This window comes from Borreliella americana (assembly GCF_021043605.1).
In the GTDB taxonomy this organism is placed as follows: domain Bacteria; phylum Spirochaetota; class Spirochaetia; order Borreliales; family Borreliaceae; genus Borreliella; species Borreliella americana.
Genome location: NZ_JAJNFB010000010.1, coordinates 1 through 17,705, shown reverse-complemented (window position 1 = coordinate 17,705; position 17,705 = coordinate 1). Strand labels below are relative to the sequence as shown.

The following is a 17,705-nucleotide window of genomic DNA, read 5'->3' as shown; positions in this document are numbered from 1 at the left end:
ATAACAAATAATTATCAATTTTAAAAATATTTGATATATGATATAATTTAGCTTAAAATTAACTCCTAAAGGATAAAACATGAAAAATATTAAAGCGGTTGCCTCTGATCTTGATGGCACTCTTTTACTGTCAAAAAGCTATATTGGGGCCTTTACAGAACTTGTAATTAAAAAATTAACAAAAGAAAAAAAGAAATTCATAATAGCAACAGGAAGAAGTAAAAATGAAATCATTCAAATTACAAAAAAAACAGATCAACTGCAAGTTTCATTTTTTATTACATTAAACGGAGCAAAAGTTTACAATCAAGAATGGGAATTAATAAAAAGTCACAATTTATCTGCTGAAGTGGTAAAGAAGATTTTAAATTTAAGAGACGAAAAATTCAGTCATATACCTCATTTTTTACATAAAGCAGATCAAAACGACGACCAATTAAATATTGACATCAAGACTAAAATTGCAATTGATCAATGCAAGAAATTGCAAAAAAAATCCAACATCTTCAGACATGAAATAGTTAGCCCACTCAATAAAATTCAAGAAGTTAAAGACTTTAGCGAGCTTGAAAATTTTGAAAATGTTGCAAAAATAATACTAGCTGACAGAGAAGAAAGCCTAATAGAATATGAAGCAATGATTTTAGAGAAATATCAAGGAGAAATAAATACATACCTTTCCACTCCAAATTCACTAGAAATTGTAGATCATAAAGTCTCCAAAGGTAATGCATTAAAAGAAGTTCTTAAAACTATAAATATTGATTTAAGCGAAACCATAGCTTTTGGAGATGGATTTAATGATACTGATATGCTAGAAAATGTAAAAAAGGGATTACTAATGGGAAATGCAAATTATAGATTAAAAGCAATGCTTCCTTACTTAGAAGTAATAGGAACAAATGATGAAGAAGCTGTTGCAAACTACATTAATGAGAATATCTTAGAAGAACCATTCAGGAGAAACAAATGGAGAAAGATTTAATAAAATATGCAGAGCTTATAATTTTAAAGGGAATTAATTTACAAAAAAATCAATGTGTTTTAATTCAAGGTTCAATCGACAATTATGATTTTTTGAAAATATTAGCAAAAAAAGCTTATGAACATGGAGCTAAGTATGTCAAGCTAAATATTAAAGACATTGACATTTTAAAATCAAGATTAAAATTTTCACAAGAAGAAAACTTGGAGTTTATTCCCAATGCCGAAAAAAGATTTTTAGAAGAAATGGTTCAAGATAAATGGGCAAGAATAAACGTCGATGATACAGAAAATTTTGAAGACTTAAAAGAAAGCATTGGTCAAAAAATGTCAATTTATCAAAAAGCCTTAAATCTAGCAAGCAAAACCTTATCGCAAGCAATAATGAGTAACGAAATAGCTTGGTGCGTTGTTTGTGCGCCAGGTCCAAAATGGGCTTCCAAAGTTTTAAATAAAAAAGAAGGAAGTCAAACTTTAGAAGAATTTTTCAAAATACAAAAGAAAATATTATTACTCGACAGCGAAAATCCAATAAAAAGTTGGGAATCCCATGGAGCAAAACTTCACGCAAGATGCAAAACATTAAATGAACTTAACCTAGAAAAGATAATTTTTAAAAACGAAAAAACAAATTTGGAAGTATATTTACTTGAAACTTCTCTATGGACAGGTGGAAGCGAAAAAATCAAAGGAACAAAAATAGAATTCAATGCAAATATGCCAACAGAAGAGGTTTTTACAACTCCAAACTATAAAAAAACAACTGGAATTGTGTGCGCTACCCGCCCTGTCATGGTTCTTGAAACACTAATATCTGGAATATGGCTAAAATTCGAAAACGGAAAAGTCGTTGACTTTGGCTGTGATGATGAGAAGCAAAAAGAAATATTAAAATCACACATTGAAACCGACATTCAAGCAAAATATATAGGAGAAGTAGCATTAGTTGACAACAGCTCTCCTATTTATCAAAGCAATCTTGTTTTTTACAGCACACTATATGATGAGAATGCAAGTTGTCACATAGCACTAGGAGCTGCATATCCATCTTGTTTAAGCAATGAAGAAGATTTAAAGACAGATATCGATAAACTAACTTACGGATGTAATGTTTCATTAATACATACAGATTTAATGATTGGAAGTGATGACTTAAATGTCATTGGTGTAGACAAAAATGATAAAGAATACACAATAATAAAAGCCGGTAAATTTGCAATCTAAAAGGAGGCTTAATAATGATAAGGGCATTACTTACCAATGATCTTTTTTTATCTTGTCTTGTATCAGGAATTTCTGCTCAAGTAATTAAATATGGTATCCAAACCGTAAAAACAAGAAATTTAAAACTAACTCCAGCACATCTTTTAAAAAAAATTTTTCTAGAAACGGGAGGCATGCCAAGTAGTCACTCATCAACGGTCACTGCTCTTTCAACCTCAATTGCACTAACTGAAGGAATAGATACAAATTTTATAATAGCTCTTGCATTTGCCCTTATTACAATAAGAGATTCTTTCGGAGTAAGATATATGTCTGGAGTTCAAGCAGAATATTTGAATGCATTATCAGAAAAATTAAAAAAAGAAATAAAAATTGACACAACAAAAATAAAAGTGGTCAAGGGACACAAAAAAAAAGAGGTTCTAACGGGCATAATAATAGGAATAATCTCTGCATATATTGTGTGCTATTTTTAGCATAGGAAAAAATAAATAATGCGTTTTTTAGGTTTTTTATATTTAATTACAACAATGCCACTTATCAATTCCTGCGATATAGCTCAATTTGGAGACTACAAACCTTTATACTTTGAAAATGAAAATGATCTAAAAATCGCCAATGAATATATAAATTTGCTGGGGTACAAAACAATCTCAGAATACACAACAAAAATTGACATTTTAGACTTTCCCGAAAATAAAAAAATCACAATTAATAAGGCAAACAAACTTAACAATCTTGACCTGAGAAAAAGTATATTTTTAAAAAAGCTTCCCAATCTTTTCAACACAGAAAATAAAAAACTTCTTTATGTTGAAAACAGGTTTAAAACTATAAATTTTAAAAAACTAAAAAAAGAACTCAATATTAATGCCGACATACATTCTCTAGATTACAAAACAAAAATTAATTTTATTTCAAGCATAATATTTCTAATCATAATAATTTTATTAATTTTTCTAGACCCAGCAAATTCTATATTTACTTTAATTTTTCTATTAATTTCATCTCTTACTTTTATGATAAGTAAAGAAATAATGTATTTTTATCCATTTACAGTTCTCTCTTATTTGTTATTTTCAATAATCAGTAATTTTAACAAAAATTACAATAACATATATTTAAAAGAAATAAATTTTTTAACACTAATGACAAAAATAAAACATTTATTATTTTTATTTATATTCACAACCCTATATTTCATTGCAATCACAACCTTTTTTACTACAAACATTGATCCCACTTTGATTGCATTTGTTGCAATGCCAACCCTTTGCATTTTCTTAATTTTCAGCTGGATCAAAACAGAAAGCAATTTTAAAGATACTTTCTTGTTTCCAATCGAGATTAAAGAGAAAAAAATAGAAGAAAAAAAAGCTTTAAAATCAAAAATAGCAATACATCTGTTGCTATTTACACTCTCATTAATTCCTTTTGCTTATTCAAGCTATATGCTAAATTCTTATGGAAACATTAACTACCTTTACAGTAAAAAATTAAATTACTTTGATTATTTAAATCCTAATAATATTTATATAATGCTAGGATACAACAAAGACATACCCAACATCATAGGGTACTTGTCCCACATTCTTTATCAAAACGAACTAAGATACAATATTACCGCTAAATATGGAAAAATTCCTAAAGATATAAAAGAAAATTATTTTGAAATCAAAAACGACAAAATAGAAATTACTCCTAAAACTGTTTACGAAGTAGACAAATCATTTATTGATGAAATTCTTAAAAAAGATCTTGCAAGTCTGTTTTTAAAAAATAAAAATCCAATCCTAATATATAAAGAAAACAAAAATAATATCAACACAGATAAAAAAAATTACAAAATACTTTTCTTTTTTTCTTTACCCTTCTTTGTATTACTATTCCTATTTAAAGCAATAAGATTTACAATTCTTTTAAACATAAATGAAAAAACCTATAAAAAGTATATTCAAGGATAAATAGCTAATGCTAGATTTAGAAAAAGTAAAAACAATTTTAAAAAAATACAATAAATACGAAGTAAACATTAAAGAGATTCAAATACCTGAATATGCCCTAGTACCCCTTGAAACAGAAAATTCAAAATCCATAATATACATAATTGAAAAACAAAAAATAGAAGAAAATCAAATTCTATCTAAAAACTCAAACATAGAGCTATACACATACTCTCCAATATCTGGAATAGTAGAAAAAATATACACAGCCAATTTCCCAGATGGAAAAAAATTAAAATCAGCATTAATCAAATTTCAAGGAAAAATAAAAACCGAAAAAACACCAATTGAAGAAGGGGCCTCAAGAGAAAAAACCTTGGAAAAATTAATTCAACTGGGAATTCCTTGGTTTAACGAAAATTCTTTATTTCAATTCATAAACAAATGCAAAAAAATAGACAAAATGATTTTGTTAACAAACGGAAAAGATGCATTTACAAATATTTCAGAAGCACTGATGGCAGAAAAACTAGAAGAAATTTTTTCAGGATTCCAAATAATCGACAAAATATTTAAATTCAAAGAAATAATAATAATATCAAATAAAGACAAACTTAAAAAAGAATTCGAAAAATTAAGTATTTTTAAAAACAGAAAAATAAAAATTAAATCTTTAGAAAATGCATATCCTTATACAAATCACAAAATGATAATGCACTTCTTATACAATAAGAAAAATACAAAAGATGATACAAACCCCCACAATAATATTTTATTGGCAAATATTGAAGATCTATACAACACAAATCTTGTCATAAAAAATAACAACCCCTATAAAGAAAAATTTGTAGCTATAAATGGAAATAAAAAAATAAAAAGTAGAATACTAAAAGTAAAAATTGGAACATCTTTCAGCCAGCTAATAAATGAGAAAATTGATACAAAAAAATATGAAATTTTTTTAAACAATCCGGCCAATAAAATAAAAATCAATACATTAAACATACCAATAACAAGAGATATTTATAGCCTCACCATATTAAAAAAAAAGTCAATATATGACGAAATTAAAGCATTGTTTATATCCAGCTTTTCGCCATTGCAAATGGAAAATATTATTTTTTCATTCTTAAAAAATGAAAAAATAAATAATAATAGCAAATTAAAAATATTTAACTATACAGACAAAGAAGTAGAAGAAGAAATACATAAGGTTCAAAAAGAAATTAAAGGCAAAATTCTAAATGAAAGCCCAACAAATGAAGCAATATACACTGAAAACAATTTAAAAGACATATACTTTGCTATCATACTATCGCTATCACCCAGCCTGATATTTTCTTTCCTAAATAACACAAAATTCATGACAGACACTTTGCTGTTAATATTTATTAGTGTATTAATCTATATACCTATAATGCTAAAAATTAATTACAAATGTCTGTCTTTTTTTGTTTACGCCGCCTTAATAATAAGCATTATATTGCCTCTGGATTTAGAAATTACACTAAAAATAACCTGCTTATTATTTACTTTTTTAGTATACTTTTACTTTTTCAGACTATCAGCATTTTTAGCAAACCCCATATTAATTTCTTTTATGTTTTTTGTATTAAATTTTCCAGTAAGTTTTAAGCAAACCTATCAAGAGGAACTTAAAAACTCAAATTCAATAATTCCAACCTGGAATGAAATAATTGAAACAAATCCAAACATAAAAAATTTAAAAAGTTTAAATACCTTGACAAGATATGAAAACAAAAAAATAGATGCAATTGAAAACTTTGTAAATCAAAACATTTTTTCTGCTTTTAATATAATTGTCACAAGATATCATATTGAAAGTCTCTTGGGAGTTAATAATGAAAAAAAAATATCTCCCATCTTGCTTTATTTTGGACTCTTATTAATAGTTGGCAAATATATAATCAACAAATTAATACCATTGTCATTTTATATAAGCTTGATGACAATCTCATACATAGCACATCATATAGGAATGCTAAGCCACATCAGCTCCGATATGTTAACATTACTTATTTCTCCAATCCCAATGCTGTTAATATTTACAATGGCAACAGAATTGCAAATAACACCTCACTTTAAATTTGAACAAATACTCTACGGATCAATATTGGCATTTATATACTTTTTAACATTAAGCTATATTCCTTTTGAAACTTTATCGGTTATAATATCTATTTTCATCTTACAAATAAACTCAAACTTAATAAAAAAATATAGCTTAACCTTCAAAATTAAAAAAATAATGCATGCTTTGAAAACAAATAAAGAAAAAGCACTCAAAACCTCTCTTGAAAATGAAAAGGATATAATAAAATTATGACTAATAATTTAATTACATGCTTGATTATTAACAACTTAACCTTAATACACTTTGTTGGACTTGAGGACATAAAAATAAAAAACAATATAATCCTAATAAAAAAATACGTCATAATAACACTTACTTCTTTATTAATATATTCAATATCGTTTTATCTCTATAAACTGTTTGTAAAGAATAATTTACTATTCTTAATGCCAATTTTTTATGTAATTTTAATTTACGTATTGATTATATCATTTAAAGTATTAAATGATATAATCATTGTTTACAACAACAAATCAAATTATTCAAACGATTTCATGCTTTCAAATAGCAGCTTAATTGCAATAACATTTTTTGCGCTTGATAAAAATAACGGATTTTTTGAAGGTTTAGAAATACTTGTTCTATCTGCACTTGGCATACTAATAGCTTTAATGTTAATAACATCAATAAAAAAAACCTTTGATAACAAGCCTAAAATCAATATATTGGAAAACGAACCAATATATTTTTTTACAATGTTTATTTTATCTTTAATTCCAAATATAATTATATTAATATACAATCAATAATAGCGAGAAATAAAAATGAAAGAAAAAATAAATGCATTGCTCAAACAAGCCGAAGACATTTGGGGGAAGCTTTGACAAAAATGAAATTCAAGATAAAATCGAAAAATATGAAAAAGAAATAAACCAAAAAAATTTTTGGAATGATCCGAAAAGAGCTCAAGAAGTAATTAAAGCTCAAAGTATCTTAAAAAACAAAATTGCTCCATGGGAAGAGCTAATAAATAAAATAAAAGACTTAAGCGATTTGTGCGAAATTGTTGAAAATGAAAAAGATACTAGCAGCTTGGAAATCGAATTTAATGCGCTTGAAAAACAATACAAAGATCTACTCACAATTTCTTACTTCAAAGAAGAGCTTGACACAAATAATGCTTTTCTAACCATTCATTCTGGAGCTGGAGGCACTGAAGCATGTGACTGGGTTGCAATGCTTTACAGAATGTATTCAAGATACGCTGAGAGAAAAAAATACAAAACAGAAATTATTGATTTACTTGAAACAGAGGGTGGAATCAAATCTGTTACAATAGAAATCAAAGGTGAGTATGCTTATGGGCTATTGAAAAGTGAAGTCGGAATACATCGTCTTATAAGAATTTCTCCTTTTGATGCTGCTAAAAAAAGACATACCTCTTTTGCATCAGTATTTGTTGATCCTGTTATTGATGACAGAATAGAAATAATAATCAAACCAGAAGATATAAGAATTGATACATATAGAGCATCGGGAGCCGGAGGACAACATGTCAACAAAACATCTTCTGCTGTAAGAATAACTCACATTGAAACAGGAATAGTAACTCAATCTCAAAGCAACAGGAGCCAACACAAAAACAAAGACTTGGCAATGAAAGTTTTAAAATCAAGACTTTACGAATACTATAAGAACAAAGAAGATGAAAAAAACAAATCCAAGCAAGACACAAAAAAAGAAATCTCTTGGGGCAACCAAATAAGATCTTACGTATTTCAACCTTACAATTTGGTAAAAGATCACAGAACAAAATTTGAAAATTCAAACATCACTTCGATTATGGACGGCAATATAGACAATTTCATAGAAGAGTATCTAAAATGGAAAAGCTTAAACTAAAGCTAGTAATACCATTGCTAGTATGTACAATATGCAAAATACACTCTCAAAGTAATATTGAGTACAACTTTTCTTATATCATCAATACAAAAAAGGAAAATATTGACCTGAAAAAGGGAATTGAAAAACAATTAGACAAAATCTATGATAAAATAACAGAACATATAGCAAACAATGATGATAGGAACATCATTGAAGACATTTATATAAATCAAGATATAATAAAAACAAAACTTGAAATTAGCAAATTAAAAAAAGAAATGGATAAAAAAAAACTTCAAAATATAATAACCGCAAAAGAAAAACATAACATCAAAACCAAAATTGATGAGCTTAAAAAAAATATTCAAAATATTAACAATAAACAAAAAAAATTTGCAGAATATTTTAACAATTTAAAAAAATTAAAAGTAAAATATAAAAAAATCGAAGAACAAACAAATATATCAAATTTAAATAAAGAATTTTTCATAAGAGAAGAATTGTTTTTTATTAATTATATTGACCTAAAAAAAATAGAAAATTATTATTTGCTAGAAATTAGCAACATCACTTCTGAGAAAATTGAAACTAAAAAAGCAGTATTTAAAACATCATCTTCTGTTAATGAAATTGCAGATCAAATAACAAAATACAGCCTCAAAGAAATATTGGGCAGAGAATTTTTAAAAATCAATATTAACGTCAAAAATAACCCAGATGCAAAAATTTATATAAATGAAAAATTTGTTTCAAAAGGAATCTACTACGATAATATTTTTGACATTTCTAAACTTCCAAATAAAGAAATTGAAATACAAATCACAAGTACAAATTACGAAAACTATTCTATTAAAAAAAAGGTAAAAAATGCAGACTCAATAATATTAAATATTGACTTAAAAAGAACAATCTCTAAAAAAGTAGCAATTACAAGCAATGTACAATCTAAAGTTTTTAAAAAGGGTATATTTATAGGAGAAACTCCAATTGAAATTGAAAAACCAGAAAATCAAGACATCATTTTGCTTAAATCTAAAGGATATAAAGATAAATTCAAGTTAATAAATAAAGAAGAAGATCAAGTAGAAATAGAAATGATAAAAACCAATAAAAATAGACTTATCGACACAAGAGATAAATTTTATGTAAATCTTGCTATTTTTACATTAAGTACAATAGGAACCATTTTTGCAGGAACATTACTTAACAATTCAGAAGCACTTTATAAAATAACGGGCAATCGCTTTATTAACAAAAGATTAACAGCAGAAGATGTTTATATGGCAAAAGCAGAACAAATGACTGCAACATTTCTATTTGGAACAGGCATCACCTTAACTATTGGAAGTTTTATCTCATTAATAACTCATTTAGTAGAATATATTAAAGAAGCAAATATGGGAGAATAGACTTAATAATCTGCAAAAAAATAGGAGAACAAACTTTTGGGCATTTTAGAAAAAATAAAAAATTTATTTAAAAGCAAACAACAAGAAAATGTTATTGAAAATTTAGAAGACATTTTATTAGAGTCTGACATTAATAATGAGATTGTAATAGAAATAATAAATAAATTAACAAAAGAAAAAAATAAAAACGAAAAAACTATTATTGAAAAACTAAAAGAACTTTTAAGTAATTATATTAACACAAAAAAACTTACTCTAGAAAATAAAAAATTAAATATTTTGTTAATAGTTGGCATAAATGGAATTGGAAAAACATCAAGCATAGCAAAACTTGCAAATAAATTAAAAAATGAGGGCAAAAATATATTAATATCGGCTGCCGACACATTCAGAGCAGCTGCAATTGAACAAATGAAAATTTATGGAGAACAAATCGGAATCAGAATAATATCTCAAAACCAAGGAAGTGATCCATCGGCTGTGATATTCGACAGCATATCAAGCGCTAAGCTTAAAAATTACGATGCATTAATTATTGACACAGCCGGAAGATTGCAAAATAAAGAAAATTTAATAAAAGAACTTCAAAAAATAAACAATGTAATATTAAAGCAAATAAAAAACACCAACATCAATTACCAAAAAATACTTGTAATAGATTCTACTATTGGAAAAAATGCAAATAGCCAAGCAGAAATTTTTAATAAAGCAATAGAAATAGACGGAATAATAATCACGAAACTTGATTCATCTTCCAGAGCAGGCACAATAATAAATATTTCAAAAATTCTTGAAAAGCCTATATACTTTACTACATTTGGAGAAAAACTAGAAGATATTAAAGAATTTGATATCAACGAATATCTTAATAAATTGCTATGAAAAAAAAACAATTAATACTTCTTCTATTTATACCACAAATTATTTATACAAAAAGCTATTTTGCATCTGATGTATTTTTCAATAAATACCAAAAATTAAATGAAAAGCCAAAAACGGGATTTTACATTGAATATTATTCTATTGATGATACTGAAAAGCTCTACTTATACAAAGATAATAACTTAATAAAATACAAAACAATTCAAATCATAGAAAACACAAAGAAAATTACACGTTATGATACAAAAGATATAAAAAGGAAAGAAGAGGTTTACGACAATTTAAATAACAAAATACAAGAAATTGAATATGATAAAAAAGGAAAAATTCTTGAAACGGTAAATTACTTTTATGAAAACGAAAACTTAATATATAAAAATTTAAAAACAATAAACCAAAAACCAAAATTAATATATTATTCTAAAGACGAAAATGGCAAATTATTAAAAATAACAGGATCAAATTTCCAAATTTGGAACTATGGAATTAATGGCAACATAAAATCTACATATTTTGATATCAAAAAAGCAACAACAAAGGTGATAAAATATGATGACAAAAAAAGAAATTCAAACAGTACAATAATTGTTAATAATAAAATAAAATCCAAAGAAAAAAACCAGTATCTAGATGAAGAAAAAATAGTAAATACCTTTGAAGAAGAGAATATAAAAATCATATCTACCTATAAGGCAAACAACCTAATTAAAGAAGAAACATATAAAAATAATGAACTTATAAAAATAAATGATTTTCAATACAACGAATCTGATATGATAATTTTTCAAAACACTAAAGAAAAGGATAATGATCAATACACAAATACTAAAATTGAATACGAATATAACAAAAACAATCAATTAAAAAGCAAAAAAATTTATGAGAACGATATAATTTATCTAAAAACAGAATACCACAATGATAATGAATATGAAGAAGAAATATACTACAATAAAAAACCTGCTCTTAGGGTAAAACACAAAAACGGAAAAGTTACCGAAGAAAAACCAATAGGAACAAATTAAATGGGTATAAGAAATTTTTTGCTTAAAAGATTAATACTAAAAGAAAAAAATAGCCTAGCTCTTACAATTGTAATAATATTAAGCATTGCCTTAGGCGAAATAATAATTATCCTAACAATATCAATCATGAATGGTTTTCAAAACGATTTTTTTCTTAGCATTACAAATGTAGAAAGTGGAAACTTAAAAATAGAAAATGAACTAACTCAAGAAGAAATCAAAGAAATTAAAAAGATCAAAGGAATAAAACATATAAATAAAATATATGAAACACAAGGCATTGGAATTCAAAATTATTATTATCCAACTATTTTAAATATCATTGCAGTTGATATTAAAGATCTCAAAAAAGACCAAAATTTCATTTCATTTACAGGACTTGAAAAAGATGAACTGGATCTTAAAGAGAATGAAATCATTATTGGAAATGTACTCTCCCACAATTTCAACTTATTTGAAAATGATCCCCTAGAATTAATAATAACCGACGAAATAAAAACACTTTTAGCACTAGAAAAGGATATAAAAAGCTTTAAAATAAAATCTATTTTCAAAAGTAATTATGCAAAAATAAATGAAACTTTAATTTTTATGAACATAGACTATTTCATTAACAATAAAATTTTACATAATTCTAGTATTAATTACCAAGTAAAAACAAAAAATTTAAACCCAAGTAACAAATTAATTGAAAAGATCAAAGATGTTAATCCAAAAATTATAGCAAAAACTTGGAATGAATACAATAAAGAATTCTATAAAATATTGAAAATAGAACGAAATACAATGTTGATTATTTTAGCAAGCATTTTCATTGTTATTGCCGTTAATACATATTATCTTCAAAAAAGAATAATAATAAACAAAAATAAAGCTATTTTAATACTATTGGCCATTGGACTTAGAATAAAAAAAATAAAGCAAATTTTTTTTATTCATTCAATAATAATCTGCACTATAGGGGGACTTCTTGGCTTGACGCTGGGAATTTACATTTCCTTAAATATAAATGAAATTTTAAAAATAATTGACAATATGGTAAACATTTCAATAATTTTTTTAAATCAAATATTGGCTTTAAAAATAGCTAACATTAAAATACAAATAGTAAAAAATATGATTACTCCTAAATTATTTTTAAGCGATTTAGCATTTACTTTCTGCTTTGCATGCTTTTCTACGATGTATTCAAGCATGAGGGCAACAAAAAAAATTGAAAGCCAAAAAAACATTGAAACTATTAATGGGTAGTAAAATGGAAAATATATTAATTATAAAAAATCTTTGCAAGGCATATAAAAAAAATAAAACAAAAATTCAAGTAATAGAAAATTTAAACTTAACTGTAGAAAAAGGTGAATTTATTTCGATTCAAGGAAAAAGTGGTTGTGGAAAATCAACTCTTTTTAATATGATTTCGGGGATTGATAAAATAGATTCTGGAGAGATAATATCGTGTGGAATATTTTTGAAAAATGCAAATGAAAAAACATTAAGTTTGTACAAAAACAGACAAATAGGTTTAGTATTTCAAAATTACAATTTAATAAATGAATTTAGTGTAATTGAAAATATAATTTTACCTCAAATTATCTCAGGCCAAAAAACAAAAGAAACAATAAATAAAAAAGCTTTCGATCTAATGAAAATACTAAAAATAGAAAACAGAGCAAATCATTACCCTTCAGAACTTTCGGGGGGTGAATCACAAAGAGTTGCTATTGCTAGAGCATTAATCAATGAACCTAATATAATATTGTGTGATGAACCTACGGGAAATTTAGACTTAAGCACGGCTAAAACCGTAGAAAATCTACTTATCAATACAGCAAAAAATTTTAAAAAAACCTTAATACTAGTTAGTCACAACCCGCAATTTGCAAACAAAGCAGATTCAAAATACGAATTCAAAGATAGGACATTAAAAAAATTATGATACTAAAGCTCTCAGAAATTACAAAAATTGCGTATTTAATTTTTAAAAATTCAACAAATAAAATAGCTTTAATAGGTTCTGGAATATCATTAAGTTTAGTAATGATCCCATTAATTATCGTTTACTATATGTCTAGCAACATCATGACTTCTACTATTAATAAATATATCGAAAGTGAAGGATTTTCAATGCAAATAGAATACAACGACACAAATAAAACTCATTATCTAAAAAACAGATTAGGTTTATTGAAAAAAAAATATAATTACAAGGATTTAAATTATTTTTTTGAGAAAAGAACTTATGGAATTATTGGAAATAATAAAAAACAAGGTGTATTAATAAGAGCAATAGAAAATAAATTCATATTAGAAAACAAATCAATAAAATTAATAAAAGGTGCTAAAAACTTAAAAAAGGATTCTATACTCATTTCAAATCAAATAAAAAATAAACTTAATTTAAATCTTAATGAAAAAATTGATATTTTGATTCCAAATACAAAAAATGATAAAATAATGCCCAGAATAAAAAAATTTAATATCTCAGGAATAATTGAAACCGGATTAAAAGATATTGATAATAATTTGGTATTGATTTCTTTTGAAAACGAAAATTTAATGTCAAAAAAATTTTCAAAAAGTATAATTGGACTTAAAACAAATTCCAATTCCATAAAAAACAATGAGATCTTAAAACAGAATTTAGAAACCGAATTTCAAGAATTCCAAATAAAAACATTCTATGAGCTTTACTCAAACAAATACAATAATCTAGATATAAGTAAAAAACTTTTAATATTCATTATGGCTTTGATTATAATATTTGCAAGCATCAATATATCTTCGTCCCTTTCAATGCTTATTTTTGAAAATAAAAAGAAAATTGCAATACTAAAATCAATTGGAATGAATAATTTAAACATAAAAATAATATTTCTTTTGATATCGCTCACCTTAAGCACTATCTTTTGTGGAATTGGAATAATAATTGGAAATTATTTAACACTCAAAATATCTTATTTAATAAACTTTATTGACAATATTTTAAACTTTTTTTTAAAAATATTTGGAGAAGAAAATTCTGAAATATTAAACTCAGAATATTACGTATCTGAATTTCAAATACATTTAAACCTAAACTTTAGCCTAACACTTCTTGGCCTTTATATGTTAATAAACATTTTAACTACACTTATTCCACTTAACATTGTCTCAAATCTAAAAGAAAAAGAAATATTGAGATAGTATAAAATTCTATTTAATCATCACATTATAAATTTTAATAGAAGAAAAATCCTTTTCAATTGTAGGATAAATCTCATTTGGAAAAACTGTACTAATTGTAAAACTCTGTTTGGATTTAGATTTTAGAAAAGAATTGGCAGAAGAGATTAATTTGCGTCTCAAAGATCTAATAACTCTACCCTCCTTATCAATATAACCAATTTCAATCTCTAAATTTTTAATAACATCTTTTGAAGAATTAAAAACTTCTATCACGGTATTTGCCTTAGAAATCCCAAAAGATTTTTGAAAATAATTTCCAATATACTTAAATTTTAATATAAAAGAATCTGAATCAAGATTCACACCAATTTTATCATCAACATTCTCAAAAAAATCAATGTCAATAATATCTAATACTATTTTTTTAGGATTAACATCGATAGCTCTTGGTATGCTTGATATAACATCAATTGGAATATAAACATCTTTACCCCACTTTGCATAAAAATCACTTTCTTTAGAAAAAATTCTATTAAACACAGATTTGCCAAGATCATCGTAAACTGTAACTCTGTAGGAAATCTTTTTAACAGGGTGCATTGTTGAAACAATCCCCGCTTTAAGCTGATACGAATGTGCATCTTCAAACACCAAAACTTTAGCATCCTCTATTTCTATGTAATATAGATCTTTGGGACTTGAAATAAGATTAACAGCTTCAACTACTAAATCCGTAGCCATAGTAACAGGAGGAAGTCCTTGCGATGTGAAAGAGGAATCAAATTTTTCTTTTAAAGCCATTTTACCATGCCCATTACTAATAAAACTCTGAAAAGATCTGTAAGTAATCAAAGAAATGCAAAATATCAAGATAGAGCTTATGACTAATATTAACATTCTATTCTTAGATTTCTTTAATTCATAATAGTCGATTAAATCTAAATCATCTCTTATTTCGAATTCTTTTGCTTGTAAAGTTACATGGATTATTTTTTTTTTAGATTCTTTAGTATTTACATTATTAGCAATTTCCTTAAAAAGAAAAAAAAATAAACTAAACATTGATTTGTCGTGAAGAGAATAAAAATAGATAGATTCAAGCTCTCTAAAAGCAACATCTATCTTGCCTATATCAAAAAATCTTTTGGCTCTTGCATAAGATCTTCTAAAATGGAGTCCTATATTTTCAATATCATTATCAGAAATATCTGATACTTCAATAATATTTTTAATATTCTTTCTGCTTAAAATTTTATTTCTATACTTGCTAAGTTTTGATAAATAAATCTTAATTCTATCTTCAGATGTTTTACTATTCATTATCTTCTAATTCATCAACTTTTTTTAAAAGCCAATAAGCAATATTTCTAGCAGTGGTCTTTGTAATAGAAATCCCTATAAAAGAGTTGATTAATACTATTTTCCCCTCTTCTCCACTTTTAAATTCTTTTGAAGCCTCTTCTAAAACACCCTCTTTGGTTTTTGTGTAAGCAATCTCCTCAGAAATCTCTGTGGACTCAAAAACAAGATCGCAAAAAATTTCTCCTGTATTAGTTACATTCCCATAAATATTATTAACAGGAACTAGTTTATAATCTTCAGCTTTTTCAAACCTATAAATTACTTCTTTCATATAAACGAGTATATCATAATCAAAAAACATAACCAATAAACAAAATTTATACAAAAGTAAATTTCGATTTTAAAAAAAATGATTATTAATTAATAATCATTTTAAAATTTTTTGTGAAATAAAAAATAATGATATAATAATTAAGGCTAAAAATTAAAACAAAGGAATTTATAAGGATTATGGATTTCAAACAAATAAAAAGCAATGTCGAAAAGGTTAAATTTTTAAGAAAAGATTTTCCTATTTTAAATAAAAAGTTTGAAAATAAGCATATAATTTATTTTGACAATGCAGCAACCTCTCAAAAGCCCAAAAACGTAATTTATTCTAACGTTAAATATTATGAAAATTACAACGCAAATGTACACAGAAGCGGTCATAAATTTGCAATCCAATCGAGCATAAAAATAGAAAAAACAAGAGAACTTGTAAAAAATTTCATTAATGCAGAATCCGCAAAAAATATAATATTCACCTCTGGAACTACTGATGGAATTAATACTATTGCAAGTTCATTTTTTTACTCAAAATATTTTAAAAAAAAAGATGAAATTATTCTTACAACTCTTGAACATAACAGCAATTTACTACCTTGGGTAAATCTTGCAAATTTAGCTAATTTAAAAATTAAATTAACTAAATTCAATGAAATGGGAATTATTACCCCTGAAGAAATTGAAAAACTTATTACAGAAAAAACAAAACTTATCAGTATTTCAGGAGTAAATAATACCTTAGGAACCGTTAATGATTTGGAATCTATTGGAAAAATCGCAAAAAAATACAATATATGTTTTCTTGTAGATGCTGCACAAATGGCACCTCATATAAAAATAGATGTTAAAAAAATTGGTTGTGATTTTTTGGCATTTTCTGGACATAAAATGCTTGCTCCAACAGGAATAGGAATTTTATACATTTCAAATAATATGGCCGAAAAACTTCATAGTTCAAAATTGGGAGGAAATACTGTAGAAGAAATATTTATAGAAAATGAAAAAATTAAATTTAAATCATCCAAGTCTCCTAATAAATTTGAATCAGGAACCCCAAATATTGCAGGAATTATTGGACTTGAAGAGGCAATAAAATATATTAATAATATTTCTATGGATTTTATTTTAGAGCATGATCAACAATTAATCGAATATGGGGTAAAAAAATTACAAGAGCTTGATGAAGTTGAATTTATACTAAATACAAATCTTAAAAGAAATTCAATAATATCATTTACGGTAAAAAATATTCACTCACACGATATTGAAACCTATCTAGATACAATGGGAATAGCAACCAGAGCTGGAAAAACTTGTTCCTATGTGGCATTTTTCCCAGAAAATTTAAATAAAAATCATCTTTTAAGAATTAGCTTTTATTTTTATAATACACAAGAAGAAATTGATAATTTCATATTGGGATTAAAAAAGGTAATAAAAGAGCTTTCATAAAAATTTATAAAAT

16 protein-coding genes are annotated in these 17,705 nt (G+C 25.5%); 14 read left to right on the top strand and 2 right to left on the bottom strand.

Features of this window, described 5'->3' with window-relative positions; translation table 11 throughout:
- The first annotated feature begins 79 nt into the window (after nt 1-79).
- The 13 genes from LRB30_RS03700 to LRB30_RS03640 all read left to right on the top strand — a co-directional run bounded on the left by LRB30_RS03700 (nt 80) and on the right by LRB30_RS03640 (nt 14,629).
- The gene (locus LRB30_RS03700; RefSeq protein ID WP_231019534.1) at nt 80-985 is read left to right on the top strand and encodes an HAD family hydrolase; all 906 of its coding nucleotides are present in this window, start codon (nt 80-82) and stop codon (nt 983-985) included.
- Nucleotides 970-2,208, top strand: coding sequence for an aminopeptidase (locus LRB30_RS03695; RefSeq protein ID WP_231014676.1), 1,239 nt, complete (start codon nt 970-972; stop codon nt 2,206-2,208). The genes LRB30_RS03700 and LRB30_RS03695 overlap by 16 nt, the downstream gene beginning before the upstream one ends.
- 14 nt (nt 2,209-2,222) lie before the next feature.
- Nucleotides 2,223-2,684 (top strand): divergent PAP2 family protein, encoded by a 462-nt coding sequence (locus LRB30_RS03690; RefSeq protein ID WP_231014675.1) that lies wholly within the window; start codon nt 2,223-2,225, stop codon nt 2,682-2,684.
- A 15-nt stretch (nt 2,685-2,699) separates the two neighbouring features.
- The gene (locus LRB30_RS03685) at nt 2,700-4,172 is read left to right on the top strand and encodes a hypothetical protein (RefSeq protein ID WP_231019591.1); all 1,473 of its coding nucleotides are present in this window, start codon (nt 2,700-2,702) and stop codon (nt 4,170-4,172) included.
- A 7-nt stretch (nt 4,173-4,179) separates the two neighbouring features.
- Nucleotides 4,180-6,498 carry an RnfABCDGE type electron transport complex subunit D gene (locus LRB30_RS03680; protein WP_231014644.1) on the top strand — a complete coding sequence of 773 codons (2,319 nt, stop codon included), beginning with the start codon at nt 4,180-4,182 and terminating at the stop codon, nt 6,496-6,498.
- On the top strand, nt 6,495-7,055 hold the full coding sequence (locus LRB30_RS03675; RefSeq protein WP_231014643.1) for a hypothetical protein: 561 nt from the start codon (nt 6,495-6,497) through the stop codon (nt 7,053-7,055). The genes LRB30_RS03680 and LRB30_RS03675 overlap by 4 nt, the downstream gene beginning before the upstream one ends.
- A gap of 15 nt (nt 7,056-7,070) precedes the next feature.
- Nucleotides 7,071-8,148 (top strand): peptide chain release factor 2 gene (gene prfB, locus LRB30_RS03670; protein WP_231019528.1). Its coding sequence is split into 2 segments (ribosomal slippage): nt 7,071-7,126 and nt 7,125-8,148, totalling 1,080 coding nucleotides; the frame shifts between segments, so codons are not numbered across the junction.
- Entirely contained in the window at nt 8,130-9,539 is a 1,410-nt protein-coding gene (locus LRB30_RS03665; protein ID WP_231019513.1) for a hypothetical protein, read from the top strand. Before prfB ends, LRB30_RS03665 begins: the two co-directional genes overlap by 19 nt.
- 36 nt (nt 9,540-9,575) lie before the next feature.
- The gene (gene ftsY, locus LRB30_RS03660; RefSeq protein WP_231019511.1) at nt 9,576-10,421 is read left to right on the top strand and encodes a signal recognition particle-docking protein FtsY; all 846 of its coding nucleotides are present in this window, start codon (nt 9,576-9,578) and stop codon (nt 10,419-10,421) included.
- On the top strand, nt 10,418-11,446 hold the full coding sequence (locus LRB30_RS03655; RefSeq protein ID WP_231014651.1) for a hypothetical protein: 1,029 nt from the start codon (nt 10,418-10,420) through the stop codon (nt 11,444-11,446). The genes ftsY and LRB30_RS03655 overlap by 4 nt, the downstream gene beginning before the upstream one ends.
- Nucleotides 11,447-12,697: an ABC transporter permease gene (locus LRB30_RS03650; protein WP_231014652.1), complete on the top strand. Its 1,251-nt coding sequence runs from the start codon at nt 11,447-11,449 to the stop codon at nt 12,695-12,697.
- Nucleotides 12,698-12,701: 4 nt separating this feature from the next.
- Nucleotides 12,702-13,382, top strand: coding sequence for an ABC transporter ATP-binding protein (locus LRB30_RS03645; protein WP_231019498.1), 681 nt, complete (start codon nt 12,702-12,704; stop codon nt 13,380-13,382).
- Nucleotides 13,379-14,629 (top strand): ABC transporter permease, encoded by a 1,251-nt coding sequence (locus LRB30_RS03640; protein ID WP_231019496.1) that lies wholly within the window; start codon nt 13,379-13,381, stop codon nt 14,627-14,629. Before LRB30_RS03645 ends, LRB30_RS03640 begins: the two co-directional genes overlap by 4 nt.
- Nucleotides 14,630-14,638: 9 nt before the next feature.
- On the opposite strand, the gene LRB30_RS03635 is transcribed toward LRB30_RS03640, so the two are convergent.
- A complete protein-coding gene (locus tag LRB30_RS03635; RefSeq protein ID WP_231014624.1) occupies nt 14,639-15,934 on the bottom strand; it encodes a hypothetical protein in 1,296 nt (431 codons plus the stop codon).
- Complete coding sequence (locus tag LRB30_RS03630; RefSeq protein ID WP_002656160.1) at nt 15,924-16,244, bottom strand: hypothetical protein; 321 nt, start codon at nt 16,242-16,244, stop codon at nt 15,924-15,926. Before LRB30_RS03630 ends, LRB30_RS03635 begins: the two co-directional genes overlap by 11 nt.
- Before the next feature lie 179 nt (nt 16,245-16,423).
- On the opposite strand from LRB30_RS03630, the gene LRB30_RS03625 reads away from it, so the two are divergent.
- Nucleotides 16,424-17,692: a cysteine desulfurase gene (locus LRB30_RS03625; protein ID WP_231014621.1), complete on the top strand. Its 1,269-nt coding sequence runs from the start codon at nt 16,424-16,426 to the stop codon at nt 17,690-17,692.
- Nucleotides 17,693-17,705 lie beyond the last annotated feature (13 nt).